Source organism: Streptomyces sp. NPDC048277, assembly GCF_040652235.1.
In the GTDB taxonomy this organism is placed as follows: domain Bacteria; phylum Actinomycetota; class Actinomycetes; order Streptomycetales; family Streptomycetaceae; genus Streptomyces.
Window position 1 is genome coordinate 345,589 of record NZ_JBEZLQ010000005.1, and the last position, 24,684, is coordinate 370,272.

General features: G+C 71.7%; 25 protein-coding genes, 1 tRNA gene and 1 riboswitch. Of the genes, 20 read left to right on the plus strand and 6 right to left on the minus strand.

All coding sequences use genetic code 11. From position 1 onward, the window contains the following. Positions 1-11 precede the first annotated feature (11 nt). A complete protein-coding gene (locus AB0D85_RS14470; RefSeq protein ID WP_362318867.1) occupies positions 12-1,178 on the minus strand; it encodes a phytanoyl-CoA dioxygenase family protein in 1,167 nt (388 codons plus the stop codon). Between the two features lie 177 nt (positions 1,179-1,355). Here AB0D85_RS14470 and AB0D85_RS14475 point away from each other — a divergent pair, with 177 nt between their 5' ends. Beyond that, positions 1,356-2,387, plus strand: coding sequence for a LacI family DNA-binding transcriptional regulator (locus AB0D85_RS14475; protein WP_362318869.1), 1,032 nt, complete (start codon positions 1,356-1,358; stop codon positions 2,385-2,387). Between the two features lie 25 nt (positions 2,388-2,412). Here the strand turns inward: AB0D85_RS14475 and AB0D85_RS14480 are convergent, their stop codons facing one another. Continuing rightward, entirely contained in the window at positions 2,413-2,760 is a 348-nt protein-coding gene (locus AB0D85_RS14480) for a cupin domain-containing protein (RefSeq protein WP_362318872.1), read from the minus strand. A gap of 139 nt (positions 2,761-2,899) precedes the next feature. Here AB0D85_RS14480 and AB0D85_RS14485 point away from each other — a divergent pair, with 139 nt between their 5' ends. The 3 genes from AB0D85_RS14485 (at position 2,900) to AB0D85_RS14495 (ending at position 5,411) form a co-directional block, all read left to right on the plus strand. Then, on the plus strand, positions 2,900-3,412 hold the full coding sequence (locus tag AB0D85_RS14485; RefSeq protein WP_362319272.1) for a hypothetical protein: 513 nt from the start codon (positions 2,900-2,902) through the stop codon (positions 3,410-3,412). Positions 3,413-3,483: 71 nt separating this feature from the next. Beyond that, positions 3,484-4,341 (plus strand): dioxygenase, encoded by an 858-nt coding sequence (locus tag AB0D85_RS14490; protein ID WP_362318874.1) that lies wholly within the window; start codon positions 3,484-3,486, stop codon positions 4,339-4,341. Then, positions 4,338-5,411: a maleylacetate reductase gene (locus tag AB0D85_RS14495; protein ID WP_362318877.1), complete on the plus strand. Its 1,074-nt coding sequence runs from the start codon at positions 4,338-4,340 to the stop codon at positions 5,409-5,411. Before AB0D85_RS14490 ends, AB0D85_RS14495 begins: the two co-directional genes overlap by 4 nt. Positions 5,412-5,465: 54 nt before the next feature. Here AB0D85_RS14495 and AB0D85_RS14500 read toward each other — a convergent pair whose 3' ends face one another. Further along, complete coding sequence (locus AB0D85_RS14500; protein WP_362318880.1) at positions 5,466-6,047, minus strand: helix-turn-helix domain-containing protein; 582 nt, start codon at positions 6,045-6,047, stop codon at positions 5,466-5,468. 207 nt (positions 6,048-6,254) lie between these two features. Here AB0D85_RS14500 and AB0D85_RS14505 point away from each other — a divergent pair, with 207 nt between their 5' ends. The 4 genes from AB0D85_RS14505 to AB0D85_RS14520 all read left to right on the plus strand — a co-directional run bounded on the left by AB0D85_RS14505 (position 6,255) and on the right by AB0D85_RS14520 (position 9,879). Further along, the gene (locus tag AB0D85_RS14505) at positions 6,255-7,682 is read left to right on the plus strand and encodes an MFS transporter (RefSeq protein ID WP_362318883.1); all 1,428 of its coding nucleotides are present in this window, start codon (positions 6,255-6,257) and stop codon (positions 7,680-7,682) included. Between the two features lie 45 nt (positions 7,683-7,727). Further along, a tRNA-Pro gene (locus tag AB0D85_RS14510) sits at positions 7,728-7,801 on the plus strand. Between the two features lie 208 nt (positions 7,802-8,009). Then, the gene (locus AB0D85_RS14515; RefSeq protein ID WP_362318886.1) at positions 8,010-9,479 is read left to right on the plus strand and encodes a multicopper oxidase family protein; all 1,470 of its coding nucleotides are present in this window, start codon (positions 8,010-8,012) and stop codon (positions 9,477-9,479) included. 58 nt (positions 9,480-9,537) lie between these two features. Then, positions 9,538-9,879, plus strand: a complete 342-nt coding sequence (locus AB0D85_RS14520; protein ID WP_362318888.1) for a DUF2218 domain-containing protein — start codon at positions 9,538-9,540, stop codon at positions 9,877-9,879. Positions 9,880-9,903: 24 nt separating this feature from the next. Here AB0D85_RS14520 and AB0D85_RS14525 read toward each other — a convergent pair whose 3' ends face one another. Continuing rightward, positions 9,904-10,713: a hypothetical protein gene (locus AB0D85_RS14525; RefSeq protein ID WP_362318891.1), complete on the minus strand. Its 810-nt coding sequence runs from the start codon at positions 10,711-10,713 to the stop codon at positions 9,904-9,906. A gap of 156 nt (positions 10,714-10,869) precedes the next feature. Then, positions 10,870-11,127: a hypothetical protein gene (locus tag AB0D85_RS14530; protein WP_362318893.1), complete on the minus strand. Its 258-nt coding sequence runs from the start codon at positions 11,125-11,127 to the stop codon at positions 10,870-10,872. A 160-nt stretch (positions 11,128-11,287) separates the two neighbouring features. On the opposite strand from AB0D85_RS14530, the gene AB0D85_RS14535 reads away from it, so the two are divergent. The 11 genes from AB0D85_RS14535 (at position 11,288) to AB0D85_RS14585 (ending at position 21,655) form a co-directional block, all read left to right on the plus strand. Continuing rightward, positions 11,288-11,419, plus strand: coding sequence for a putative leader peptide (locus AB0D85_RS14535; RefSeq protein ID WP_362318896.1), 132 nt, complete (start codon positions 11,288-11,290; stop codon positions 11,417-11,419). 90 nt (positions 11,420-11,509) lie between these two features. Beyond that, positions 11,510-12,430: a glutathione S-transferase C-terminal domain-containing protein gene (locus tag AB0D85_RS14540; protein ID WP_362318898.1), complete on the plus strand. Its 921-nt coding sequence runs from the start codon at positions 11,510-11,512 to the stop codon at positions 12,428-12,430. A 19-nt stretch (positions 12,431-12,449) separates the two neighbouring features. After that, positions 12,450-12,561, plus strand: a riboswitch (SAM riboswitch). A gap of 395 nt (positions 12,562-12,956) precedes the next feature. Continuing rightward, positions 12,957-13,940: an amino acid ABC transporter permease gene (locus AB0D85_RS14545; protein WP_362318901.1), complete on the plus strand. Its 984-nt coding sequence runs from the start codon at positions 12,957-12,959 to the stop codon at positions 13,938-13,940. Continuing rightward, positions 13,937-14,725 carry an amino acid ABC transporter ATP-binding protein gene (locus tag AB0D85_RS14550; protein ID WP_362318904.1) on the plus strand — a complete coding sequence of 263 codons (789 nt, stop codon included), beginning with the start codon at positions 13,937-13,939 and terminating at the stop codon, positions 14,723-14,725. Before AB0D85_RS14545 ends, AB0D85_RS14550 begins: the two co-directional genes overlap by 4 nt. Before the next feature lie 63 nt (positions 14,726-14,788). Next, positions 14,789-15,814, plus strand: coding sequence for a transporter substrate-binding domain-containing protein (locus tag AB0D85_RS14555; protein WP_362318907.1), 1,026 nt, complete (start codon positions 14,789-14,791; stop codon positions 15,812-15,814). A gap of 46 nt (positions 15,815-15,860) precedes the next feature. Then, positions 15,861-16,646, plus strand: a complete 786-nt coding sequence (locus AB0D85_RS14560) for a GNAT family N-acetyltransferase (protein ID WP_362318910.1) — start codon at positions 15,861-15,863, stop codon at positions 16,644-16,646. 44 nt (positions 16,647-16,690) lie between these two features. Further along, positions 16,691-16,786 (plus strand): putative leader peptide, encoded by a 96-nt coding sequence (locus AB0D85_RS14565; protein WP_362318913.1) that lies wholly within the window; start codon positions 16,691-16,693, stop codon positions 16,784-16,786. A gap of 62 nt (positions 16,787-16,848) precedes the next feature. Then, positions 16,849-18,066, plus strand: coding sequence for an LLM class flavin-dependent oxidoreductase (locus AB0D85_RS14570; RefSeq protein WP_362318916.1), 1,218 nt, complete (start codon positions 16,849-16,851; stop codon positions 18,064-18,066). A gap of 22 nt (positions 18,067-18,088) precedes the next feature. Further along, positions 18,089-19,462: an NtaA/DmoA family FMN-dependent monooxygenase gene (locus AB0D85_RS14575; protein ID WP_362318919.1), complete on the plus strand. Its 1,374-nt coding sequence runs from the start codon at positions 18,089-18,091 to the stop codon at positions 19,460-19,462. Next, entirely contained in the window at positions 19,459-20,538 is a 1,080-nt protein-coding gene (locus tag AB0D85_RS14580) for an LLM class flavin-dependent oxidoreductase (protein WP_362318922.1), read from the plus strand. Before AB0D85_RS14575 ends, AB0D85_RS14580 begins: the two co-directional genes overlap by 4 nt. Then, a complete protein-coding gene (locus tag AB0D85_RS14585) occupies positions 20,531-21,655 on the plus strand; it encodes an LLM class flavin-dependent oxidoreductase (RefSeq protein ID WP_362318925.1) in 1,125 nt (374 codons plus the stop codon). The genes AB0D85_RS14580 and AB0D85_RS14585 overlap by 8 nt, the downstream gene beginning before the upstream one ends. 127 nt (positions 21,656-21,782) lie before the next feature. On the opposite strand, the gene AB0D85_RS14590 is transcribed toward AB0D85_RS14585, so the two are convergent. Beyond that, the gene (locus AB0D85_RS14590) at positions 21,783-22,862 is read right to left on the minus strand and encodes a M12 family metallopeptidase (RefSeq protein WP_362318928.1); all 1,080 of its coding nucleotides are present in this window, start codon (positions 22,860-22,862) and stop codon (positions 21,783-21,785) included. Positions 22,863-22,956: 94 nt separating this feature from the next. Here AB0D85_RS14590 and AB0D85_RS14595 point away from each other — a divergent pair, with 94 nt between their 5' ends. Beyond that, positions 22,957-24,684 carry a LuxR C-terminal-related transcriptional regulator gene (locus AB0D85_RS14595; RefSeq protein ID WP_362318930.1) on the plus strand — a complete coding sequence of 576 codons (1,728 nt, stop codon included), beginning with the start codon at positions 22,957-22,959 and terminating at the stop codon, positions 24,682-24,684.

Below are 24,684 nucleotides of genomic sequence, written 5' to 3' on the forward strand. Positions count from 1 at the left end.
TCCAGTGCCCTTCAGCTCTCGCGCCGCGCGGCGGCGGCCCGCAGTTCGTCCCGCAGCACCCGCGGTACCCACCCCTCGCGCAGCGCCCGCCGCAGGAGGTCCGCCTGCGAGGGCGGCGCCATTCCGTCGACCGGCGGGTCGCTGTCGAGGTTCGTCGGGAACGGATAGCCCTCCGCGCTCGCGGCGATGACGTGCTCCAGCCACGCCTCGGACGCCCCCTCCGACCGGCGGCGGCGCAGCACCGGGTAGACCGCGTTGGACAGCGCCTCCCGGTCCACGCTCTCCATGGCCCGGCCGAACGCCGAGGACACCTGGAGCAGGTTGGCCATCCGGCGCACGTCGAGGGTGCGGTTGGTGCCGGCCGCGTGGAACACCGCCGGGTTGAAGAACGCCGCGTCGCCCTTCGCGAGGGGCAGCTGCACGTGCCGGGCCTTGAAGTAGTCCTGGAACTCCGGCCGCCGCCAGGCCAGATAACCCGGCTCGTACGTCTGCGAGTACGGCAGGTACATCGTCGGTCCCGACTCCACCGGCATGTCGCAGTGCGCGACCGCGCCCTGGAGGGTGAGCACGGGGGAGAGACGGTGCACCTGCGCCGGGTAGGCCTCGGCGGTCTCGTCGGAGAGGAAGCCGAGGTGGTAGTCGCGGTGCGCGGTCTGCGCCGCGCCGCCCGGGTTGACCACGTTGACCTGCGAGGTGACCTGGTAGCCGGGGCCCAGCCAGGCACCGGAGACCAGGGCCAGGATGTCGTTGGCGTAGTAGTCGGCGAACGCCTCGGGGTCGTACAGCGCCGCCTTCTCCAGGGCGTTCCACACCCGTTCGTTGGCACCCGGCTTCGCGAAGTGGTCGCCGGCCCGCGCACCCGACTCGTGCTGCTCCGAGATCAGCGCCTCGAACGCCGCCGTGGCCCGGTCGATCACCTTCGGGTCGGGGAACGCGCCCTTGAAGACGACGACGCCGGGGCCGTCGGAGAGGGCGTGCACGAGCTCGGTCCGCACCTCGTGGGGCGCGTCGGCGGAGCGCAGCCGCTCGCTGTCGTAGACGAGGACGTTGTCCTCGACGGCCGAGGCGTACGGGTAGAGGGCCGGGTCGGTGGTCCGCTCGACCAGCGCGCGGAAGGAGTCGAGGTCGCAGTCCTGCTGCGAGAGCCAGGCGCGGCCTTGTTCGGCGGCGAGGGACATCGGTGTCCTTCTTTCGGTCACGGTCACGGTCACCGTCACGGTCGCCGGGCGACACGGATGCGGTCACGGGGCGACGGCCTGCGGGCCGCCGGGTTGCGCGGCTCTGTCATTCTTGTCAGTACAAACCCCTCGAACAACCAGCAGCAGTCCATCAAAAACCCCTCAAGGAGCCAGACCGTGGGCCATCCCTTCCCGATCCGTGAGATCGCACGTCAGGCAGGGCTGAGCGAGGCCACCGTGGACCGGGTGCTGAACGGGCGGGGCGGGGTGCGGGAGAGCACCGAGCGGGAGGTGCGGCAGGCGATCGCGGATCTGGACCGGCAGCGCACCCAGGTCCGGCTGGTGGGCCGCACCTTCATGGTCGACATCGTGATGCAGGCACCCGAGCGGTTCACCACGGCCGTGCGTGGCGCGCTGGAGGCCGAGCTGCCGTCGCTGCACCCCGCGGTGGTGCGATCCCGGTTCCACTTCCGGGAGACCGGGCCGGTGGCGGAGCTGGTGGGGACGCTGGACCGGATCGCCCGCCGGGGTTCGCAGGGGGTGATCCTCAAGGCGCCGGACGTGCCCGAGGTCACGGCCGCCGTCGGGCGCCTGAGATCGGCGGAGATACCCGTCGTCACCCTGGTCACCGACCTGCCCGCCAGCGGCCGGCTCGCCTACGTCGGCAGCGACAACCGGGCCACCGGCGCCACCGCCGCCTATCTGATGGGCCAGTGGCTCGGCGACCGGCCCGGCAATGTCCTCACCAGCCTCAGCAGCGGCTTCTTCCGCAACGAGGAGGAGCGCGAGATGGGCTTCCGCAGCGTCATGCGGGCCACCCACCCCGAGCGCACCCTGGTGGAGATCGCGGAGGGACAGGGGCTGGACGCCACCCAGTACGACCTGGTCCGCGCCGCCCTGGAACGCGATCCGGAGATCCGCGCGGTCTACTCGATCGGCGGCGGCAACATCGCGACCCTGCGCGCCTTCGCCGAACTGGGCCGGGAGTGCGCGGTGTTCATCGCCCACGACCTCGACCACGACAACACCCGCCTGCTGCGCGAGCACCGGCTGTCCGCCGTTCTCCACCACGACCTGCGCCAGGACATGCGCGAGGCCTGCCACCTGGTGATGCGCGCCCAGGGCGCGCTGCCCCCGGCGGGCCCGAGCCTGCCGTCGGCGATCCAGGTGGTCACGCCGTACAACATGCCCACCTCGGCGGGGCGCTGAGCCGGGCCCCGCCCGGGGACCGGTTTCACAGACTGATCGCGTACGCCTTGCGCAGCGTCTCGTGCACCGTCCAGGTCGTACGGTCGCCCGCGCGCAGCACGGCCATGTCCCCGGGGCCCACGGTGAGCGTCGGCCCGCCCTCGACCTCGATCGTCGCCGAGCCGCTGACCACCACGAACAGCTCGTCCGCCTCGGTGTCGGTGACCACGCCCGGGGTGATCTGCCAGATGCCGCGGATGTGCCTGCCGTCGGCCGACTCCCAGACCACCTTCCCGGAGACCTCGGGCGTGCCGGAGACGATCTGCGCCGGGTCGAGCGGGTCGGGTTCGAGCTCGGCGTCGGGGATGTGCAGGGCGAAGCTGTGCGTCGTCATACGGCGACCCTAGCGAGTTCACCGGCCCCCTGGGCGTGGACAAGGTGTGGGGCATCGGGCCTGGTGGGAGGACACTTCGTCGGGCCGTACGGAGTGGCGCCCGGGCCCGGCCGGGGTGATCGTGGAGGGCATGGCTGACATGGCCGACTCCACGGCGACCGTCGACCGGCCGCGCCCGCACGACACCCGCGAGGCCGTCCTGTTCGGCGGGGTCTACGGAGCCGTGCTGGCCTGCTCGATGGTCGCCGCGCTCACCCAGTACGGCCACACCTCCGCCGCCAGCCGCCGCTACGACGCCCTCTGGCTCGTGGTCACCGCCTGCGCCTCCGCCCTGGCCCACGGCTACGCCCACTACATCGCCGAGCGGGGCCCGCACCGCCGCTGGGACGCACTGCGCTCCCTGGCCGACGAGTGGCCGCTGGTCGTGGCCGTCCTGCCCACGGTCTTCCTGCTCGCGGGCGCCGGCTGGGGCTGGTGGCCGCCGAAGGGCGTCGAGTACCCGGCGTTCGTCCTGAACATCGTGATCCTGTTCGGCCTCGGCATCGTCACCGCCCGCTGGGCGGCGCGGAGTTGGTTCGCCACCGTGCTCATCGGCCTGGTGGACGCGCTGCTCGGGGTGATCGTGGTGGTGGCCAACGCGCTCATCAAGTAGATCCGGTTCATTGAACGGTGAACGGGTTTACGATCACTCAAGGTCACTGTTCCTCCGGGCAAGGAGCCGGCATGACAACCGAAGACGCGGTCACCGCGCAAGCCGTCGACAGCCTCCAGGGCACCGGCGACCCCCGGCTGCGCGAACTGCTCACCGCGCTGATCCGCCATCTGCACGCCTTCGCGAGCGAGACCCGGCTGACGCAGCGCGAGTGGGAGAGCGCGATCGCGTTCCTCACCGCGACCGGGCAGACCTGCACGGACACCCGGCAGGAGTTCATCCTGCTCTCCGACGTCCTGGGCCTTTCCATGCTGGTGGAGACGGTCAACGGGCAGAGCGACCCGGACCGTACGGAGTCGACCGTCCTCGGCCCCTTCCACATGACCGAGTCCCCGGTCCGCGCCCTCGGCGACACGATCGACCTGGTCGGCGACGGCGAACCCTGCGTGGTCACCGGTGTCGTCCGCTCCGCCGACGGCACCCCGCTGCCCGGCGCGGTCCTGGACGTCTGGCAGGCCGACCCGCACGGCTTCTACGACGTCCAGCAGCCCGACGTCCAGCCGCCCGGCAACGGCCGCGGCCTGTTCACCGCCGACGAAGAGGGCCGCTTCCGGTTCCGCACCTGTGTGCCCAGCGCCTACCCCATCCCCACCGACGGCCCGGTGGGCGCCCTGCTGAAGGCGACCGACCGGCACCCCTACCGCCCGGCCCACATCCACTTCATCGTCTCCGCCGAGGGACACGCACCGGTCACCACGCACATCTTCGTCGCCGACGGCGCATACCTGGACTCCGACGCGGTGTTCGCGGTCAAGGAAAGCCTGGTCAAGGACTTCACCCCGACCGACGACCCGGTCCTGGCCGGGGAGTTCGGCGTGCCGAACCCGTTCCGGCACGCCCGGTTCGACCTCGTGCTGGAGCGCTCGTGAACCCCTTCGACTTCGTCCACGAGAGCCGTCCCGCCCGGGTGGTCTTCCGGCCCGGCGCCGCGCTCACCGCGACCGCCGAGGAGGCCCGGCACCTGGGTCTGCGGCGGCTGCTGGTGCTCAGCGGCGAGCGGGGCGCGGACACCGCACGGGCGGTCGCCGACTCGCTCGGCCCGGCCTGCGCGGGCCTGCACACCGGGGCCCGGATGCACGTCCCCGCGGAGGTCGCCGACCGGGGGGTGGAGGCGGCCAGGGCGGCGGGCGCCGACGGCTGTGTGGCCGTCGGCGGCGGTTCGGCGATCGGCCTCGGCAAGGCCATCGCGCTGCGCACCGGCCTCCCGCTGATCGCCGTGCCCTCGACCTACGCCGGCTCCGAGATGACCCCGGTCTGGGGCCTGACCGAGCACGGCGCCAAACGCACCGGCCGCGACCCCGTCGTCCTGCCGCGCAGTGTCGTCTACGACCCCGAGCTCACCCTCTCCCTGCCCGTCCCGCTCTCGGTGACCAGCGGGATCAACGCCCTCGCGCACGCCGTCGAGGCGCTGTACGCCCCCGACGGCTCGCCGCTGGTCGCGCTGATGGCCGAGGAGGGCGTACGCGCGATGGCCGGGGCACTCCCGGAGGTCGCCGCCGCACCGGACTCGGTACCGGCCCGCTCCCGCGCCCTGTACGGCGCCTGGCTGTGCGGGTCCTGCCTCGGTGCCACCACCATGGGCCTGCACCACAAGCTGTGCCACGTCCTCGGCGGCACGTTCGGGCTGCGGCACGCCGAGACCCACACGGTCGTCCTGCCGTACGCCCTCGCCTTCAACGCGCCGGCCGCGCGGGAGGCTGCCGCCGGCGTGGCCCGGGCGCTCGGGGCGGACGACGCGCCGGGTGCGCTGCAGCGGCTGGCCGGGCGGCTCGGCGCGCCCCGGTCGCTGGCCGAACTCGGGCTGAAGGAGGGCGACCTGGTGGTGGCCGCGGGGCTGGTGGCGGGGCAGGCGTATGCGAATCCGCGGGCGGTGACGGCTGAGGATGCGATGGGTTTGCTGCGGGCGGCGTACGAGGGCAGGCCTGCTGGTGAGGGGTGAGCTGCGGGCCGGTGGGGGCTGGTCGCGCAGTTCCCCGCGCCCCTATCGGGGCGCTCAGCGCAACGTTCGTACCCCGTCCAGGGCGATCGTCATCACGCGGTTTCGCTGGGTGTCGTCCTCGAAAGCCGTCGCCGCGATGCCCGAGACCATTCTCAGCAGGTCCCCGAACTCCATGTCCGTGCGGGCCACGCCCGCCTTCTGGGCTCTCTCCAGGAGCGGGCCGCCGGCCGCGTACATCGAGTCCCGGCAGGCCGAGAAGATCTCCGACTCGTCGTTGAGGGCCTCGCGGACCGCGCGCTTGGTGACCATGTAGCCGGTGAAGCGGTTCAGCCAGGACGTCAGCGCCTCCCACGGCTCCAGCTCGGACAGCTCCACGGCCGCCGCGCACAGCGCGTTGACCTCGTCCGCGTAGACGCTCTCGAAGAGGTCGCGGCGCGTGGGGAAGTTCCGGTACAGGGTGCCGATCCCGACCCCCGCGCGGCGGGCGACGTCCTCCAGGGAGACATCCGCGCCCCGCTCGGCGAACGCCTCACGGGCGGCCGTGATCAGTGCGTCGTAGTTGCGGGCCGCGTCCTTACGGTGCGGCCGCCGGGACGCGACGATCTCACTGACGGGGAAAGAGCCGACGGCCGTCACTGGTGCCTCCCGGGGGGACAGGGGTGAACCGGAGGGAATACTCGACTTCGGTTGAAGCGGAGGGTTGCCTCCAGTACAGTGGAGGGGTACCTCCACTTTAGCAGTGCGGAGCGGTACCGCCATGGCCGGACGCGACCCTGTGCCCGCCCTCCCGCACGCCCCCCAGACATCTCCTCCGTTCCGACCTGATGCCGGAGAGGCTCCTTCATGCCCCGGAACTCCACCCGCCTCACCTTCGCGGTCCTCGCGACCGGTGCCGGCGTGTTCTCCATGCTCCAGTCGCTGGTCGCGCCGGCCCTGCCGACCGTCCAGCACGCCCTGCACACCTCGCAGTCCACCGCGACCTGGGTGATGACCGCCTATCTGCTGTCCGCCTCGGTCTTCACCCCGATACTCGGCCGCATCGGCGACCTGGTCGGCAAGAAGCGCACCCTCGTCGCGGTCCTGCTGGCCGTCCTGGCCGGCTGTCTGGTCGCCGCGCTCGCGCCGAACATCGGCGTCCTGATCGTCGCCCGGGTCGTCCAGGGCATCGGCGGCGCCCTGTTCCCGCTCTCCTTCGGCATCATCCGGGACGAGTTCACCCCGGCCGAGGTCAGCGGCAGCATCAGCAACCTGTCCGCGGTGATCGCGGCCGGCGGCGGTGTCGGCATCGTGGCCGCCGGCCCGATCGTCTCGGCGCTGGACTACCGCTGGCTGTTCTGGATCCCGGTCGCCGTGGTCGCCGCGACCGTCCTCATCGCCGCCCGCTATGTGCCCGAGTCGCCCAAGAGGGCCGAGGGCAGCGTCAGTTGGCTCGGTGCCGGGCTGCTCTCCGCATGGCTGGTGGCGCTGCTGCTGCCGCTGAGCCAGGCCGGTCAGTGGGGCTGGGGCTCGGCCAAGGTGCTCGGCCTCTTCGGCACCGCCGTCGTGCTGTTCGCCGTCTGGCTGCTGACGGAGGCCCGCTCCGCCAGCCCGCTCATCGACCTGCGCGTGATGCGGCTGCCCGCCGTCTGGACCACCAACGCGGCCGCCCTGCTCTTCGGCGCGGGCATGTACGCGATCTGGTCCTTCCTGCCGGGCTTCGTCCAGACGCCCCGCTCGGCCGGCTACGGCTTCGGTGCCACCGTCACCGAGTCCGGTCTGCTCATGCTGCCGATGCTCATCGCCATGTTCCTCTCGGGCATCCTCGGCGGCCGCCTCGAACCCCGCGTCGGCGCCAAGGCGCAGCTCGCCGCGGGTGCCGCGCTCGGTGCGCTGGCCTGTGGCCTCCTGACCCTCTGGCACGACGAGCGGTGGCAGATCGGTGTCGTCGCGGGCCTGTTCGGCCTCGGCATCGGCCTGGCCTTCGCCTCGATGGCCAACCTCATCGTCGGCAGCGTCCCGCCCGGGCAGACCGGCGCCGCGACCGGTATGAACGCCAACATCCGCACCATCGGCGGCTCCATCGGCGCCGCGCTCACCAGCGTCCTGGTCACCGGCCGGCTGCAGCCCTCCGGACTGCCGTACGCCTCGGGCTACACCCACGCCTGGGCTCTGCTCACACTCTTCTGCCTCACCGCCGCCGGGGCCGCGCTCCTCGTCCCGGTCCGCCGCGCGAACCGTGTCACCGGCCCGGTCGCGGAGCGGTCGGCGGCAGCACCCGTACGCGTACGGTAGTGTTGACCTGCGTGATCACGCGGAAGTCTCCGCGTGACTCCGCAGCGGGACGTGGCGCAGCTTGGTAGCGCACTTGACTGGGGGTCAAGGGGTCGCAGGTTCAAATCCTGTCGTCCCGACTTGTGAAAGTCGCAGGTCAGGGGGCCTGCCGGAGGATTCCGGCAGGCCCCCTGACGCATTCCCCGAATTCTTCTTCTTCGAGACGCCTCGGATATCGCCCTTTCCCCGTGGGTCGTTGAATTCCGCGCAGCCGGCACCGGTGCATGATGGCGACCGAAGATCCGGAATGTCCATCGGTCACGGAACGCCTGTGAAAGAGAGACCGGGATGCACACGCGCTTCCTACGGAGGTGGTCCGCGACCGGATCCGTTCTCGCCGTGCTCGCTCTGGCCCCGGGCTGCGGAGGCGGCGCGCCGGACGATCCGCCCGTCCACGCGTCCCCGGTGTCGTCCAGGTCGGCCCCGGTATCCCCGTCACCGGCTCTCACCGGCCCGGCCACGGCCGGCCTGCGGGACCCGGCGCAGCTGGTCAGCGAGAACGGACTGCTGAGGACGCGCATCGTCGTCGAGCGGAAGAAGGTCGAACTCGCGGGCCACCGGCTGTGGGCCCTGACCTACAACGGTCGATTCATGCCGCCCACGCTGCGCCTCGGGCCGGGCGACCGGATGGAGATCGCGTTCGAGAACCGGCTGGACAGGCAGACGAACCTCCATGTCCACGGAATGCACGTCTCGCCGTCGGGAAGTTCGGACAACATCTTCCTGAGTATCGCCCCGGGCACGACGTACCACTACGCCTACCGGTTCCCCAAGACCCTCGAACCCGGCACCTACTGGTACCACCCGCACGCCCACACGCTCTCCGCGGCACAGACCGGCGGCGGGATGTCCGGCATCATCGTCGTGGACGGACTGGACCGGTACCTTCCGCCCGCTCTGCGCCACATCACCGAACACGTCATCGCGCTCAAGGACTTCCAGATCGTCCGCGACGAGATCAAGACCCAGAACCTGAAGATGGGGGCGCCGACCACCCGCACGGTCAACGGGCAGCTCAACCCGCGCATCACCATCCGGCCCGGTGAGACCCAGCTGTGGCGGCTGGCGAACATCAGCGCCAACATCTTCTACAAGGTGGCCCTGAACGGGCAGAAGTTCCACGTCGTCGCGCAGGACGGCTACCCCGTCAACACGGTCTACCCGGCCGACTCGATCGTCATTCCGGCCGGCGCGCGCTACGACGTACTCGTGCAGGGCGGACCACCGGGAACACGGCTGCTGGAGACACTGCCGTACAACACCGGAAAGGCCGGCAACCAGTTCCCGCGGGCGACGCTCGCCACGGTGCGGTCCGCGGGCCGGCCGATGACCGCCCAGCCCCTGCCGACCACGTTCGCTCCGGCCGACGACCTGGGCACGGCCCGGGTCGCCGCCCGCAAGACGATCACCTACACCGAGAACAAGGCGGGCACCAAGTTCTACATCAACGGCAGGCAGTTCGACCATCATCGCGTCGACTTCCGGGTCAAGCTGAACACCGTCGAGGAATGGACCATCCGCAACAACACCGACGAGGTGCACTCCTTCCATGTGCACACCAATGACTTCCAGGTGATGAGCATCAACGGGAAGCCGCAGCGGAACTACGGCTTCCAGGACACCGTGGACATCCCGCAGCGGGGGAAGATGGTGATCCGGACCCGGTTCCTGGACTACCCGGGCAGAACGGTGCTCCACTGCCACGTCCTCAACCACGAGGACCTGGGCATGATGTCGGTGCTCCAGATCGACAGGTAGCCCCGGACCGGACGTAGCGTGAGTCCGTCAACGTACGTCCGCACCTTGGGAGTCCCCGATGGCCCGCTCCGAAGCCCGCGTCACCACCGACCGCCCCGCCCGCTACGCCAAGCAGCTCGCCTCGCACCTCGGCCGTCGCGCACAGACCAGCTGGGACGAGGAGAGCGGCCTCGGCACCATCGCCTTCGCGAACGGCGGCACCGGCACCCTCACCGCCACCGAGGGCGCGCTGCTGCTCGCCGTGGAGGCCGACGCCGAGCACCTCGACCTCCTGGAGGGCGTCGTGGGCCGGCATCTGGTCCGCTTCGGCACCCGCGACGAACTCCTCGTCACCTGGCACCGCGACAACGGCCGGCCGGGCACCACCCAGCGCAACTCCGAGGACGAGCCGCCCCACTGATCCAGGGCCCGGCCGGACGGCCCCCTAGTCGAACTGGCTCGGCAGCGGTGCCGGGGTCTTGCCGGACAGGACGTCCTTGAGGCGCTGGGCGCCGTTCTGCACGGCGAGCTTCGTGCTGTCGTGGTCGACGCCGGACAGGCCGCCGTTGGTGACCGCCGCCCCGGACGCGCCGACGCGCAGCACCGCGACGTCCAGGGTGGTCGTGGCGGGCTGCCCGTTCGAGGTGCCCTGCACGGTGACCGTGACCGCCTCCAGCGCGTCGTGCACCTTCGGCGGGTTCTTGTACGCGACGACCTGCACCGTGCGGGGGCTGCCGTCCGCGCCGGTGGCCGTGAACTGGTTGCACTTCTCCGGCAGGGCCTTCAGCCAGGCCAGTGTGGCGTTCACGTTGGCCGAGCCGTAGTCACCGACCTGGTACAGCAGCCGGGAGTCCTCCGAGGTGAAGCCGCGCAGCCCGGAGGCGCCGGTGGCGCGGCCGAGAAGGGTGTCGGAGTAGAGCCCGTCGAGCAGCCGCTGGCAGTCGGCGGCATCGGTCTTGGCGGTGAGGAACTGCGCCACGTCGACCTTGCCGACCAGCATCGTGTTGCGCCAGGTCGCGGCGTCCAGGGCGAGCTGCCAGTTGTCCTCGATGTCGGCCGGCGTGATCAGCGCGGCCTGCGCCCCCGCCCCCGTGAGGGCGGGGGTCGCGGACGCGGCGGGGGAGCGCTCGGCGGCGGGTGAGATGGTCACGGCTTCGGGGGTGCCGCTCTCGTCCGCACAGGCCGCCGTGGCGAGCAGGGTCCCCGCCGCCAGGGCCGAGGCGAGAACACGCGCGGGTCGGGACGGACGGGTCATCGCGACTGCCTCCTCGGGAACGCGGTACGTCACTCCGGGGCGGACGCTGGCGCGCCCCTCCACCCGAGGACGTCGGTACGTCCCTCCACGCCACCATCCGGCACGGCCGCCGACCACCCGCACGTGTCATTCGGGTGAGCGCCCGATCCGGGAGCCTCATGCTCCGGGAGCCGTGATCCGTACCCGCCGGCTGCCGCAGCGCGGGCACAGCGCGTCGGCGAGCGGCGACCGTACGGCCCGGCCGGCCTCGTCGACGTACTCCTGGGTGCTCTGCAGCTCCGGGTCGGCGATCGGGTCGGTGAAGAAGACCGCCTGGAAGGTGGCCTCCCAGACCTTGCCGCAGTTCCCGCAGGCGAACGCGAAGGTCTCGGGCACGGCACCGGGCACGGGCCCGGGACCCGGGGGCTCGGTCATCGGCTCCGGCTCCTGTCGTTCGGCCTGCGTCTCCAGCGGACCGCCCCTCCGGGCCGGCGGCAAGTCGGGGCCGGGTGTCCCAGGCGTGGACGCCCTCTTGACGTCGGGCGGAGGCCGATCGACACTCCAGAAGGGAATCCTAGTGAAAAGGTAGGGAAAGATGGGTCGCCTGCGGACGGTCACCGGCAGACAGCGCCGAGAGAGCCGTACCCCCTGCCCGGCCCCCCTGCTCACCTCCCGCCTGCACATCGATCTGCTGCGTGTGTGCAGCGCCATCAGCCGCACGGTCTGAGTGCCCGCTCCACCGCACCGGCCGAGCGCCCACCCATCGACGAACGCTTCCGCCGCGCGTACGTCCGCGCGCCCGTACCCGGGGAGACGCATGTCCATCACTCCGCTCGCCGCCCTTCCGTCCGTCCGTACCGCCCCCGCCTTCCGGGGGCGCATCGGCCGGGACGCGCGCAGCGGCCACTACGCCGTGCCGCGCCGCTACCGGCTCCATCTGGCCACCGCCTGTCCCGACGGCCTCCGCATCGCCGTCGGCCACAGCCTCCTGGCGCTGGACGACTGTTGTCCGGTCACCTTCCTGCCCGCCGTCCCCGACTGTCCCGACGGCAGCCACACGGCGCTGCGCCCGCTGTACGAGGCGAGCGCGCACCGCTACTCGGGACCGGCCCTCGCGCCCGTGCTCAGCGACGACTGGTCCGGCCGGATCGTCAGCACCCACAGCCGCGACATCCTGCGCGACCTGGACCGTCACTTCGGCGACGGTGTCACCCGGCTCCATCCGTGCGGCGCCGAGGCGGAGATCGAGGCCGTCGAGCGGCTGTGCGCGGAGGGCATCGAGCGGTCCGCGCAGCGCGCCGGCCGCGAGGGCGGCGACCCGGCGGCGCTGGACACCCTGCTCGCCACCCTGGGCGAGCTGGAACGCCGGCTGACCGGGATGGAGTTCCTGATCGACGGTCAACTCACCGCCGCCGACGTCGAGTTGTGGGTCGCCCTGGTGCAGCTCGACACCGTGCACCGCAACCACCTGGACGCCTCCGCCGTGCACCGCATCGCCGGCCACCCGGTGCTGTGGGCCTACGCCCGGCGGCTGGCCGCACACCCGGCCTTCGGCGCCCACCTCGACCTCGACGGCATCGCCCGCCGTCACCACGGCCGTTGCCAGGGGCTGGAAGCCGCCGGCGCGGCTGTCCAGATCCTGGACTGGGCCGGTCATGCGGCGGACACTTCCGCAGGTGAGAGCGGCCCGAACCGTTCCGCCAACTGGACAGGCGTTGACATTCGTTCGGGCAGCTGACTTACTTACGGCTCAGAACGGTCAAGAGCGTCAGCATCAAGCCCTGGCTTGCTGACCGGCAACCCTCGCGTCGCGGTGGGGTGCCCCAGGTGACGACCGGACCGGATGACGACGTTCGGTAAGCGCGAGGCCTCCGGGCCACCACAACAATGACAGGTGACGGACATGTACGCAGTTTCCAGGACGGCCCGGCGCCGCCCTCAGAGCTGCGTACAGCCGTACCCGAGCCCGCTCGTCGCCGACCGTGCCGTCGACCTGCTCCGCGTCAACAGCGCCCTGTGTAGCGCGTGTACCGCACCGGGCCGCGCCCGCTGTCAGGTCTGACCGGGCCTTCCGGCCCTTCCCGCCTGTCTCGCCCGCACCCCGCAGCAGTCTCTCCTCGCCGCACGCCGCCTCCCCGGTGTGATCTCTTCCGCCCAGCCCCCGCATCCCGCGCGCCCCCGCGCCCCGTGCCGTGCCCGAACACGGTGCGGCCGCGCCTGCCCGCTCGTGGGAGGCGGGGTGTCCGACTTCGCCGGAGCCCGCCATGAGTGAACCCCCAGGCGCCACCATCGCCGCCCCCGAGGCGCCAGCCGCCGCCGACGAACCGTCAAAACCACTGACAGCACAGCGAGTTCTGCCCCTGCGCAGGCCGGGACGGTGGATCGCCACCGCAGTCGTCCTGGTCCTGGTCGCCCAGTTCGCGCACGGACTGGTGACCAACCCCTTCTACCAGTGGGACCGCTGGGGCTACTGGTTCCTGCGGCCGACCATCCTCGACGGACTGGTCATCACCCTCGAAGTCACCGCCTACAGCGCGGTGTTGGGCCTCCTCGGCGGCGTCCTCCTGGCCCTGGCCCGGCTCTCGGGGAGCCCGGTGCTGCGCGCGGTCAGCTGGACGTACGTCTGGGCGCTGCGCTCCATCCCGCTCATCGTGGTGCTGCTCTTCCTCTACAACTTCAGCGCGCTGTACAAGACATTGAGCGTCGGCGTTCCCTTCGGACCGGCCTTCTTCTCCTTCGACGAGTCGAAGCTCGCCACCGACATGGTCATCGCCGTCATCGGCCTCAGCCTCAACGAGGCGGCCTACGCGGCCGAGGTGGTCCGCGGCGGCATCCTCTCCGTGGACCAGGGCCAGCACGAGGCGGCCGCCGCCCTCGGGCTGCCCAAGGGCTACCAGTTCCGGAAGATAGTCTTCCCGCAGGCCCTCCGGTCGATCATCCCGAACTACGTCAACCAGCTCATCGGCCTGATCAAGAGCACTTCACTGGTGTTCTACGTCTCGCTGCTCGACCTCTTCGGCACCGCGCAGAGCATGGGCTCCACCTACCCCGGCGACATCGTGCCGCTGCTGCTGGTGGTCACCGTCTGGTACCTGATCCTCACCAGCGTCGTCTCCGTGATCCAGTTCTACGTCGAGCGGTACTACGCCCGGGGCGCCACCCGTTCGCTGCCGCCGACGCCCCTGCAGAAACTGCGGGCGGGCCTCATCGATCTGCGCGCCCGCCTCCGCCGGGAGGCCGCCGTATGAGCACCACCGACACCCTGGAGACGGCCCCCGCCTCCCTGGAGATCCACGACGTCCACAAGTGGTACGGCGCCCACCGCGTCCTCGACGGCGTCGATCTGACCGTCCGCCCCGGCGAGGTCACCGTCATCCTCGGCCCGTCCGGCTCCGGCAAGTCCACGCTCCTCAGGGTGATCAACCACCTGGAGAAGCCCGAGATCGGCCATGTCAGCCTGAACGGCGAACCGATCGGGGTGAAGCGCCAGGGCGACCGGCTCAAGGAGCTGAGCGAGCGCGCCATCCTGGCCCAGCGCAGCCGGATCGGCTTCGTCTTCCAGAACTTCAACCTCTTCCCGCACCTGACCGTGCTGGACAACGTGGCGGCCGCGCCCGTCGCCACCGGAAAGCTCGGCAAGCCCGAGGCGCAGCAGCTGGCCAAGGAACTCCTCGAACGCGTGGGCCTCGGCGAACGCGTCGGCGCCTATCCGCGGCAGCTGTCCGGCGGCCAGCAGCAGCGCGTCGCCATCGCCCGCGCCCTCGCCCTGCGCCCGGGCGTCATCCTCTTCGACGAGCCCACCTCCGCCCTGGACCCCGAACTCGTCGGGGAGGTCCTCGCCGTCATCAAGGACCTGGCCACCAGCGGCACCACGCTCGTCATCGTCACCCACGAGATCGGCTTCGCCCGCGAGATCGCCGACCGGGTCGTCTTCATCGACGGCGGAAAGATCGTCGAGCAGGGCCCGCCCTCCGAGGTTCTCGACAAGCCACAGCACGAGCGGACCAGGGACTTCCTCAGCAAGGTCCTCTGAAAGGTCCTGCGACCTTCCCCGCAACGCCCTCACCCTCATCACCGGCACCGACAAGGAACGGCCATGTCTACCCACTTCACCCGACGCAGCCTGATCAGAGGCCTCACCGCGGCCACCGCCGTCGCCTCCCTCGCCACCGGGCTCGCCGCCTGCGGTGGCAACAGCGACGCGGCCACCACCACCGACAGCGCCAAGACCGGGGAGGTCGTCGTCGGCCAGGTCTCCAACGGCGCCGCCACCCAGACCGCCATCAAGGTCTCCGAGGTCAAGTCGATCAGCGCCGAGCTGCCCGACTCCGTCAAGAAGAGCGGCAAGCTCGTCATCGGCGAGGGCGCCCTGCCCGCCGGGTTCCCGCCGCTGGCCTACGTGGGCAGCGACCAGAAGACGCTCACCGGCTCCGAGCCCGACCTCGCCCGGCTGGTCGCCGCGGTCTTCGGCCTCAAGGCCGAGATCAAGAACTTCACCTGGGAGAACATGTTCGTCGGCATCGACAGCGGCAAGGTCGACGTCGCCTTCTCCAACATCACCGACACCGAGGAGCGCAAGAAGAAGTACGAGTTCGCCTCCTACCGGCAGGACAACCTCGCCTTCATCGTGCCGAAGAAGAGCACCTGGAACTTCGACGGCAACTACGAGAACCTCGCCGGCAGGACGATCGCCGTCGGCTCCGGCACCAACCAGGAGAAGATCCTCCTGGAGTGGCAGGCGAAGCTGGCCAAGGAGGGCAAGAAGCTCACCGTCAAGTACTTCCAGGACAGCACCAGCACCTTCCTGGCGCTGAACAGCGGGAAGATCGACGCCTCCTTCGGCCCCAACCCCGGCTTCGCCTACCACAACAAGCAGACCGCCGGCACGCCCAACGCCACCCGCACCGCGGGCACCTACTCCGGCGCCGGCGCCGGCCTGCAGGGCCTGATCGCGGCCACCGCGAAGAAGGACAGCGGCCTCGCCAAGCCCCTCGCGGACGCCATCAACTACCTCATCAAGAACGGCCAGTACGCCGAGTGGCTCAAGGCCTACAACCTCTCCGACGAGGCCGTCGCCAAGTCCGAGGTGAACCCGCCCGGGCTGCCGCTCGACAACTCGTGACCATCCGCACCAGCACGCTCGCCGGCTCAGGAAGGACTCCGCCTCCGTGACCGTCCAGAACGACCTCCGCGGAGGCGGAGCCCCTCTCACCCGCGACACCTCACCGCTCGACAACCCCGTCTGGTCCGCCCTCACCGGCCCGCACGCCCACCTGGCCGAGCGAAGCGAGATGGGGGTCCCCCCGGCCGAAGGCTGGGGGAGGGTCGGCCAGGCTGCCCGCTACCTGGACGACATCTACGCCTACGCGGCCCTCGCCGACGCCACCGATCCGGCCGCCTGGAACGACCTGCACACGCTCGTCGGCCCGGGAACGACCGTGAAGATCAAGCCCGTCGAGCAGCCGCCGGTCGGCTGGGAGGTCATCGGCGGCGGGACGGGCGTCCAGTTCGTGGACACCGCGCTGCGGGCCGAGCCCGACCCCGAGGCGGTACCGCTCGGGCCGGACGACGTGCCCGAGATGCTGGACCTGGTTGCCCGCACCGAACCCGGTCCGTTCCGCACCCGGACCGTCGAGATGGGCAGCTATCTCGGCATCCGGGACCGGGGCCGGCTGATCGCCATGGCGGGGGAGCGTCTGCGGGTGCCCGGCTGGACCGAGATCAGCGCCGTCTGCACCGACCCGGAGCACCGCGGCCGGGGCCTGGCCACCCGGCTGGTCCGCGCGGTCGCCGCAGGCATCCGCGAGCGCGGGGACACCCCGTTCCTGCACGCCGCCCCGGACAACGCGACGGCGATCCGGCTGTACGAGTCGATCGGCTTCACCGAGCGGCTGCGCTCCCGCACCTTGCTGCTCCGCAGCCCGGGAACAACCGACCAGGCCGGGTTGTTGTGAGTCAGGACGAGATGCACGCGGAGCAGGCTGAGGAGGTGCGGGACATGACACGTGTCCTCAACCCGGGCCGCCGTACCGTCCTGCACTCCCGGCCGCACATCGATCTGCTGCGCGTGGCCGGCGCGCTCTGTTGTTCCTGACTTTCCTCCGCCGCGCCCCTCCCTCCGGCGCGCCCTCGTACGGACCTCAGGAAGGCACCACTGTGTCCTCGACTCCCGTTTCCCATCTGCACCTCGCCGTCGCCCTGGACGGCACCGGCTGGCACCCCGCCTCCTGGCGTGAGCCGGTCGCCCGCCCCCGCGACCTGCTCACCGCCGGCTACTGGGCCGACCTGGTCGCCGAGGCCGAGCGCGGCCTCGTCGACTTCGTCACCATCGAGGACGGCCTCGGCCTGCAGTCCTCGCACTACGGTGAGCCGGACGGCCGCACCGACCAGGTCCGCGGCCGCCTCGACGCGGTCCTGATCGCGTCCCGGATCGCGCCCCTGTCCCGCCACATCGGCCTGGTGCCGACCGCGATCGCCACCCACACCGAGCCGTTCCACATCTCCAAGGCGATCGCCACCCTCGACTACGTCAGCACCGGCCGCGCGGGACTGCGGGTCCAGATCTCCGCCCGCCCGCACGAGGCGGACCACTTCGGCCGGCGCACCTTCCCGCCGCTCGACCTGGCGGAACTGCGCACTCCGGCCGGGCAGGAGCGGCTCGCCGAGCACTTCGACGAGGCCGCCGACTACATCGAGGTCGTCCGCCGCCTTTGGGACAGCTGGGAGGACGACGCCGAGATCCGGGACGCCGCCACCGGCCGTTTCATCGACCGCGACAAGCTGCACTACATCGACTTCGAGGGCGGGAAGTTCAGCGTCAAGGGTCCCTCCATCACCCCGCGCCCGCCGCAGGGCCAGCCGCTCGTCACCGCGCTCGGCCACCAGACCGTCCCCTACCGGCTGATCGCCCGCCAGGCCGACGTCGGCTACGTCACCCCGCACGACACCGCCGGCGCCCGCGCGATCCTCGCCGAGATCCGCGCCGAGCAGGAGGCCGCCGGACGGGCCGCCGACACCGTGCACGTCTTCGGCGACCTCGTGGTCCTCCTGGACGACGACGCGACCGCGGCCGAGGCCCGCAAGGACCGCCTCGACGCCCTCGACGGCGGCGCGTACACCGGCGACGCCCGGATCTTCGCCGGGACCGCCGCCCAACTCGCCGACCTGATTGAGGAGTTCGCGGCGGAAGGCCTCACCGGCTTCCGGCTGCGGCCCGCCGTCCTCGGCCACGACCTGCCGCGCATCACCCAGGACCTGGTCCCCGAACTCCAGCGCCGCGGCCGCTTCCGCACCGCCTACGAGGCCGACACCCTGCGCGGCCTGCTCGGGCTCGCCCGCCCCGCCAACCGCTACGCCGCTGCCGCCACCGCCTGAGCCGGAAGGACCGCACCCCGTCATGAGCAAGCCGCTGAAGCAGATCCACCTGGCCGCGCACTTCCCCGGCGTCAACAACACCACCGTGTGGAGCCACCCGGCCGCCGGCAGCCACATCGAGTTCAGCTCCTTCGCGCACTTCGCGAGGACCGCCGAACGCGCCAAGTTCGACTTCCTGTTCCTCGCCGAGGGCCTCCGGCTGCGCGAACAGGGCGGGAAGATATACGACTTGGACGTGGTCGGCCGCCCCGACACCTTCACGATCCTCGCCGCGCTGGCCGCCGTCACCGAGCACCTCGGGCTGACCGGCACCATCAACTCCACCTTCAACGAGCCCTACGAGGTGGCCCGCCAGTTCGCCAGCCTCGACCACCTCTCCGCCGGCCGGGCCGCCTGGAACGTGGTCACCTCCTGGGACGCCTTCACCGGCGAGAACTTCCGTCGCGGCGGCTTCCTCCCCCAGGACGAGCGCTACTCCCGCGCCAAGGAGTTCCTCGCCACCACCAACGAGCTCTTCGACTCCTGGCACGGCGACGAGATCCTCGCCGACCCGGCCACCGGCACCTTCCTGCGGGACGCGGGCGCCGGTTCCTTCGTGCACAAGGGCGCGCAGTTCGACATCCACGGCCAGTTCAACGTGCCGCGCTCCCCGCAGGGCCGCCCGGTGATCTTCCAGGCCGGCGAGTCCGACGAGGGCCGCGAGTTCGCCGCGTCCAGTGCCGACGCGATCTTCAGCCGGTACGCCACCCTCGACGCCGGCCAGGCCTTCTACACGGACGTCAAGTCCCGCCTCGCCAAGTACGGCCGCCGGCCCGACGAGTTGCTGATCCTGCCCGCCGCCAGCTTCGTCCTCGGCGACACCGACGAGGAGGCGGAGGAGATTGCCCACCAGGTGCGCCGCCAGCAGGTCAGCGGGGCGACGGCCCTCAAGCACCTGGAGTTCGTCTGGAACCGGGACCTGTCGTCGTACGACCCGGAGGGCCCGCTGCCCGACGTCGACCCGCTGGTGAGCGAGGACCACATCTCGCGAGGCCGTGCCCAGGTCCGGATGTACCGCGACCCGGTCGCCATCGCCCGCGAGTGGCGGGAGCTGGCCGAGGCCAACAAGTGGTCCATCCGCGACCTGGTGATCAACACCGGCAACCGGCAGACCTTCGTGGGCTCCCCGGCCACCGTCGCCCGCACGATCAACGACTTCGTGCAGGCGGACGTCTCCGACGGCTTCATCCTGGTCCCGCACATCACCCCCGGCGGCCTCGACGGCTTCGCCGACACGGTCGTACCGCTGCTCCAGGAACAGGGCGTGTTCCGCACCGAGTACGAGGGCAGCACCCTGCGCGACCACCTCGGCCTCGCCCACCCGGACGAGCCGCGCACCGAACGGGCCGCGTCGTGAAGTTCCTCGCGATCACCCTGATCGTGCACCGCCCGGACCCGGTCACGGGCGAGCGGAAGTCCACCCACGAGCGGTTCCGCGAGGTCCTCGACAACGCCGTGCTCGCCGAGGAACTGGGCTTCGACGGCTTCGGGGTGGGGGAGCGGCACGAGCGGCCGTTCATCTCCTCCTCCCCGACGGTCGTGCTCAGCCATGTCGCCGCGCTCACCCGGCGCATCCGGCTCTTCACCGCCGTCACCACACTGAGCCTGCTCGACCCGGTCCGGGCGTACGAGGACTACGCGACCCTCGACCACCTCTCCGAGGGCCGCCTCGACCTGATCATCGGCAAGGGCAACGGCGCCGCCCAGCGCGACCTGTTCCACGTCACCCCCGAGGACCAGTGGGACCGCAACGCCGAGAGCTACGAGGTGTTCCGGCAGCTCTGGCGGCAGGACAAGGTCACCGCGGACACGCGTTTCCGCCCGCCGCTGACCGACGCCGAGGTCTGGCCGCGCCCCTACCAGCGGCCGGTCCGGGTCTGGCACGGCAGCGCCACCAGCAAGGAGTCCGTGGACCTCGCGGCCCGCTACGGCGACCCGCTGTTCTCCGCGAACGTCACCAACCCCATAGAGCCGTATGCCGAGTTGATCCGCCACTACCGTGAACGCTGGGAGTACTACGGCCACGACCCGGCGGACATCGCGGTGGGCGCGGGCACCGCCGGCATCCTCGTGGCCCCCACCTCCCAGGAGGCGCTCGCCGCGTACCGCCCGGTCTTCGAGGCCAACCTGGCCTTCTTCAGGAAGGCGGGGCTGCCGGTGGTCTTCGAGACCCTGGAGGACTTCGCCGAGCGCAGCTCCGCGCTGATCGGCAGCCCGCAGCAGGTCATCGACAAGGTGCACCGCTACCACGAGCGGTTCGGGCACACCGTGGTCCATCTGCACGCGGACGCGGGCGGTCTCACCGACACCCAGCACCGCGACTCCCTGGAACTCTTCCAGTCGGCGGTCGCCCCGACCCTGCGCAAGGACATCCCCGACCCGCCCTTCGACTGGGGCCCGGTCCTGCCCGCCGAGGAGGCAAGCCGTGTCTGACATCCCCCTCGGCGTCCTCGACCTCGTCCCGATCTCCTCCGGTTCGACGGCCACCGAGGCCCTGCGCAACTCCGTGGACCTGGCCCGGCAGGCGGAACGGTTCGGCTACGCCCGCCACTGGTTCGCCGAGCACCATCTCAACCCGGGGGTCGCCGGTACGTCACCCGCGGTCGTCCTCGCGCTGACCGCCGCCGCGACCTCCACGATCCGGCTCGGCTCGGGAGCCGTACAACTCGGTCACCGCACGGCCCTGTCCACGGTGGAGGAGTTCGGCCTGCTGGACGCCGTGCACCCGGGCCGCTTCGATCTGGGCCTCGGCCGCTCGGGCGGGCGTCCGCCGGGTGCGAAGGCGACCGCGCCGACGGCGACCCCCGTGGCCGACGGCCGCGCCCCGAACGGCCTCCTGATCCCGCCCCGCTTCTCCTTCGAACGTCTCCTCGGCTCCCCTCGGATCGCCCTGCAGCGCAAGCTGCTCCTGCTCCCCGGCGCCCAGTCCCAGGACTACACCGAGCAGATCGACGACGTCCTCGCCCTGCTGGCCGGCACCTACCGCTCCCCGGAGGGCGTCGAGGCGCATGTCGTGCCGGGCGAGGGGGCCGAGGTCGAGGTGTGGATCCTCGGCAGCAGCGGCGGCCAGAGCGCGGAGACCGCCGGCGCCAGAGGGCTCAGGTTCGCCGCGAACTACCACGTCAGCCCGGCCACCGTCCTGGAGGCCGTGGACGGCTACCGCTCCTTCTTCGAGCCCTCCGAGACGCTCGACAAGCCCTACGTCAGCGTCTCCGCCGACGTCGTCGTCGCCGAGGACGACGCCACCGCCCGCGAACTGGCCACCGGCTACGGGCTCTGGGTGCGCAGCATCCGCACCGCCGAGGGCGCGATCCAGTTCCCGACCCCGGACGAGGCCCGCGCCCACGCCTGGACCGACGAGGACCGCGAACTGGTCCAGGACCGCCTCGACACCCAGTTCGTCGGCTCACCCACCCGCGTCGCCGACCAGCTGGCCCAGCTCCAGGAGGCCACCGGCGCCGACGAGTTGCTGATCACGACGATCACCCACGACCACGCGGACCGAGTCCGCTCCTACGAACTACTGGCCGAGGAGTGGCGCCGCCGCTGAGGTCCCGCCGCCGCGGTCCGCTACCGGTGTGGCCGAGGCACGTATCCCTCCCCCGAAGGTTACGTGCCTCGGCCCCTTCCCCCGGTGCCGGACTGTGTGGTCCGACCTCCGCGTCGCGGCCGTGCCGTTACCAGCACATGACCGCTGTCTCCCCCGACCCCCACGTGGAATGGAGACGAACGCGGACGACATAGCGGCGGCCCTTGACGAGCCTGACCCTGAGTGTGGCGTTGTGCGGGGTGCCCCCGTCGTCGTGGCCGGCGAGGTAGCGCGGTTCCCCGTCGCGCTCCTCGAAGACCACGACGACGGAGTCGCTCTCTCCGAAGGTGCCCACGCTGTAGACGCGGGTCTCCGGCGGCTCCACGGCGAAGTCCCCCTGCTCGCCCGGCCCGAGACTGAGCGGCGCCGAGCGGAACGGCACCAGCGCGGCCGGCGTGCCGGCGGGCGGGTACCAGCGGAGGGCGAACTCCTTGTCCGCCGGGGACAGCGATCCCGGCGGGTACAGGCCGTTGTGGTACTGCTCCGGCTCCAGGATCATCCCCGGGCCGAAGGGGTACTGCATCACGGACTGCGGGTCCCACACCGAGCCGTTGGCCTCGGAGGGGTCCAGTGTGCGCAGGATGTTGAAGTGGGTCTTGTCCCGGCTCCAGTGGTTCGGCGGGCCGAAGAGGTCGGTGTAGACCGCCTCGTCGTCCCAGTGCAGGCCGGCGAACGGACTCTGGTGCTCGTGCCGCATGCCGAGCGCGTGCCCGATCTCGTGCAGCGCCGTCCAGCGCCCGCCGGGCTCCGTCACGTCCCAGCCCAGGTTCATCGTGCGCTCGCCCAGGCCGACCGAGAGCGCGTCCCGGCCGACCGCCGACCAGGAGCCGTCGCCGAGCTGGAAGCCGATCCGCAGTTCGGCCTCGCGCCGGTCGGAGACCTCGGTGAACGTCACCCCGATGCCGAGGTCCCGCCACTGCCGGAAGCCCTCGCGCACCACGTCGCGCTGCTCCTTGGCACCGGTCCACGGCACCCGGCGGGTCTCCCCGGTCCCGGGGACCGGGATCACCGAGGCGTCGGTGTCGGCGTCGAAGAAGTAGTAGTGCAGAACCGTGCCGTTGACCCACATCCGCCGCCCGCCGGTCAGCGCGCCGAGCCGCTCGGCGGCCAGTCCCGGCGGGAACGCCGGGGCCGCCTGCTGCGGAAGCGAGCAGTAGCGTCGGGTCATGCGAACAGACTGCCGTTTCGCCCCGCCGGGCGCCTGAGTCGGAAGCTACTCAAGTCCCCCTGTATCAGAGCTGAGTAACGCGACTCATACTCACGTGACGATTCACGAACAGGACGCGCGAACCCTCGAACTGCCCTGGCCGTTCACCGGCCGGGAGGACGAACTGGAGCTGGTGAGGCGGGCGTCGGTCGCCGGACGGCAGGGCGTCGTGGTGACCGGGCCGGTGGGCAGCGGCAAGACCCGGCTGATCACCGAGGCGGTGCGGGGCACCGACTGCGCCCGGGTGACCGGTACCCCCGAGACCAGTTCCCTCCCGTTCGCGGCGTTCGCGCACCTGCTCCCCGACCGGGCCTCCCTGGTCGGCGCGTTCCAGCAGCTGTCCGGCGTACGGCTCCTCGTCGTCGACGACGCCCACCTTCTCGACGGGGCCTCCGCCGCCCTTGTCCACCAGCTCGCCGTGCACGGCCGTACCCGGCTGGTGGTGGCCGCCGCCGACACGGCTCCGGTGCCCGGCGCGGTCTCCCGGCTGTGGACCGGGGAACTCCTCACCCATCTCGCCCTGGAGCCGCTGCCGTACGACGAGACGGCCCAGCTTCTCGCGGGCAGCGGTCCGGACCCGCTCACCGTGCGCCGGCTGCACCGGGTGTGCCGGGGCGATCTGCGGCTGCTGCGCGATCTGCTGGGCGCGCTGCGCGAGTCCGGCCGGCTGACCCGGGTGCCGGACACCGGCGAGTGGGCGTGGTGCGGCCCGCTGCCGCTCACCGCGACCGTACGGGACCGGATCGCGCCTCTCCTCGACCGGCCGGGCCCCGGCGAGTACGACGCGCTCGAACACCTCGCGTTCGCCGAGCCCCTGCCCCTGCACCTCGACGACGGCCTCGACCTCGGGATACTCGAACGGCTGGAGACGAGCGGCCTGATCCATGTCGACGACCGGGGCGCCGTCCGCCTCGCCCACCCCCTGCACGGCCCCGCGCTGCGCGCCCGCGCGGGCCGGCTCCGGGCCCGGAGGCTGGCCCGCACCCCCGACCAGTGCGAGCCGGCCCTGAAGGACGAGCAAGAGCAACTGGAAGACCGTATCGAGCAGTTGGACGTACGGGAGGCACCGGCCCCGGTGGGGGAGTGGCTGGTTGCGGAAGGCCTGCCCGTACCGGCCGGGTACGCGGCTGTGCGTGCCCGGTACTCGCGGCTTCGGGGGGAGCTGCGAGAGGCGGCGGCATGGGCGGGGGAGGGACTGCGGGCGGCGCCGGGCGACGCCTCCTGCCGTACCGAACTCGCCCGTGCCGCCGCCGAGTCGGGGGAAGGCTCCGTAGTGCGCGAGGACGGGGGTCTTGCGCACTACGGAGCCGTACGGCTCGGCGTGCCCGCGGAGGCCGCGGGGCGGCTGCACGGGGTGCTCGCGCGGCACGCGGAGGCCCTCGCCCGCGGCGACGGACCCGCCCTCGACCGGGCCGCCGAGGCGCTGGCCGGGCGCGGGCTGCTGCTGTTCGCGGCGGAGGCCCACGCCCAGGCCGTCCGCGCCCACCGCGACCCGCGCGCCGCCCGGATGTCCCGCACCCGCGCGGTCGCCCTCGCCCGCCGCTGCCAGGGCGCCCGCACCCCGGCCCTGTCCGGCCTGGTCCTCGGCGAACTCACCGCCCGCCAGCGGCAGATCGTCACCCTCGCCGCCGCGGGCCTCAGCAACCGCCAGATCGCCGAGCAACTGACCCTGTCCGTACGGACGGTGGGCAACCACCTGTACGGCGCGTACACCCGGCTCGGCGCCGGCGACCGGACCGCGCTGCCGTGGCTGGTGGAGCAGCCGGACGAACAGTCGGCGTAG

Bases quoted from the DNA above. Each gene is read 5' to 3' on its own strand.
- AB0D85_RS14530 (WP_362318893.1), bottom strand. From the start codon at position 11,127: ATGACCGAGCCCCCGGGTCCCGGGCCCGTGCCCGGTGCCGTGCCCGAG.
- AB0D85_RS14590 (WP_362318928.1), bottom strand. From the start codon at position 22,862: ATGACCCGACGCTACTGCTCGCTTCCGCAGCAGGCGGCCCCGGCGTTC.
- AB0D85_RS14520 (WP_362318888.1), top strand. From the start codon at position 9,538: ATGGCCCGCTCCGAAGCCCGCGTCACCACCGACCGCCCCGCCCGCTAC.
- AB0D85_RS14575 (WP_362318919.1), top strand. From the start codon at position 18,089: ATGAGCAAGCCGCTGAAGCAGATCCACCTGGCCGCGCACTTCCCCGGC.
- AB0D85_RS14565 (WP_362318913.1), top strand. From the start codon at position 16,691: ATGACACGTGTCCTCAACCCGGGCCGCCGTACCGTCCTGCACTCCCGG.
- AB0D85_RS14490 (WP_362318874.1), top strand. From the start codon at position 3,484: ATGACAACCGAAGACGCGGTCACCGCGCAAGCCGTCGACAGCCTCCAG.
- AB0D85_RS14535 (WP_362318896.1), top strand. From the start codon at position 11,288: ATGGGTCGCCTGCGGACGGTCACCGGCAGACAGCGCCGAGAGAGCCGT.
- AB0D85_RS14505 (WP_362318883.1), top strand. From the start codon at position 6,255: ATGCCCCGGAACTCCACCCGCCTCACCTTCGCGGTCCTCGCGACCGGT.
- AB0D85_RS14470 (WP_362318867.1), bottom strand. From the start codon at position 1,178: ATGTCCCTCGCCGCCGAACAAGGCCGCGCCTGGCTCTCGCAGCAGGAC.
- AB0D85_RS14550 (WP_362318904.1), top strand. From the start codon at position 13,937: ATGAGCACCACCGACACCCTGGAGACGGCCCCCGCCTCCCTGGAGATC.
- AB0D85_RS14485 (WP_362319272.1), top strand. From the start codon at position 2,900: ATGGCCGACTCCACGGCGACCGTCGACCGGCCGCGCCCGCACGACACC.
- AB0D85_RS14540 (WP_362318898.1), top strand. From the start codon at position 11,510: ATGTCCATCACTCCGCTCGCCGCCCTTCCGTCCGTCCGTACCGCCCCC.
- AB0D85_RS14545 (WP_362318901.1), top strand. From the start codon at position 12,957: ATGAGTGAACCCCCAGGCGCCACCATCGCCGCCCCCGAGGCGCCAGCC.
- AB0D85_RS14555 (WP_362318907.1), top strand. From the start codon at position 14,789: ATGTCTACCCACTTCACCCGACGCAGCCTGATCAGAGGCCTCACCGCG.
- AB0D85_RS14515 (WP_362318886.1), top strand. From the start codon at position 8,010: ATGCACACGCGCTTCCTACGGAGGTGGTCCGCGACCGGATCCGTTCTC.
- AB0D85_RS14525 (WP_362318891.1), bottom strand. From the start codon at position 10,713: ATGACCCGTCCGTCCCGACCCGCGCGTGTTCTCGCCTCGGCCCTGGCG.
- AB0D85_RS14480 (WP_362318872.1), bottom strand. From the start codon at position 2,760: ATGACGACGCACAGCTTCGCCCTGCACATCCCCGACGCCGAGCTCGAA.